A 755-nucleotide genomic window follows, 5' to 3' on the forward strand; every position below is an offset into this window, starting at 1 on the left:
GCACCGCTACTTACTCTTTACGGCGGTTCAAGCCGGACATTCGGTTTCCCTAATCATGGATGGTTGGCAGTGGTCTCATTTCTGGTATTAGGTTACACCTCGAAGCCTTCCGTTCCCCGCTTTAGTCCCAAGGTTGTGAATCCTGAAACTAGGGGTGGCTATCGCAGTTACCCTCACCTTTGCCGTAACTATTCCGTTATGTTAAGAATTATTACGTTGTGTTGCAAAGTGTGTTGACCTTGGGTTCCCTGCCTTGATTTGGTATCGTATGATACCAATTTTCGGGACATATAAACAGTTATGGGAATGGTCAGAAGTGCGCTTCTTGTATTCAACCAATAGGTTGAATTCCCCACCAGGCGGTTATTTCAGGTATCTAAACCCTATTTAATGCCTGAACGTCTCGCACATTAAAGATATAATGTGCTATCATAGCTAAATGTGAGATAAAACTCCGGGATGTAGCGCAGCTTGGTAGCGCACCTCGTTCGGGACGAGGGAGTCGCAGGTTCAAATCCTGTCATCCCGATTTAACTTAAACCCTTATCCTGACGACTATCGGGTAATATCGCTCAACCCGATAGTCGTACCGTTGCGCACAAAATACACCCCATTAAGTCTTAACACACAGGATAATTAGCGCATATCCCTTAGCAACAAATCTTAATTATTGACGGCTTAATCAATAAGCAGTTATGGTCGAAAGGGAAGTCGCCTTCCCCAACTCCAATTCAAAACCGTGCTTGCGAGTTTCC

General features: G+C 45.0%; 1 tRNA gene. It reads left to right on the forward strand.

Going from position 1 to position 755, the window contains the following annotated elements:
* The first annotated feature begins 455 nt into the window (after positions 1-455).
* Positions 456-529: transfer RNA gene (locus ACTIE0_RS24780), tRNA-Pro, on the forward strand.
* Positions 530-755: the final 226 nt, after the last annotated feature.

It is taken from the genome of Limnospira sp. (assembly GCF_051859755.1).
Classification (GTDB): domain Bacteria; phylum Cyanobacteriota; class Cyanobacteriia; order Cyanobacteriales; family Microcoleaceae; genus Limnospira; species Limnospira fusiformis.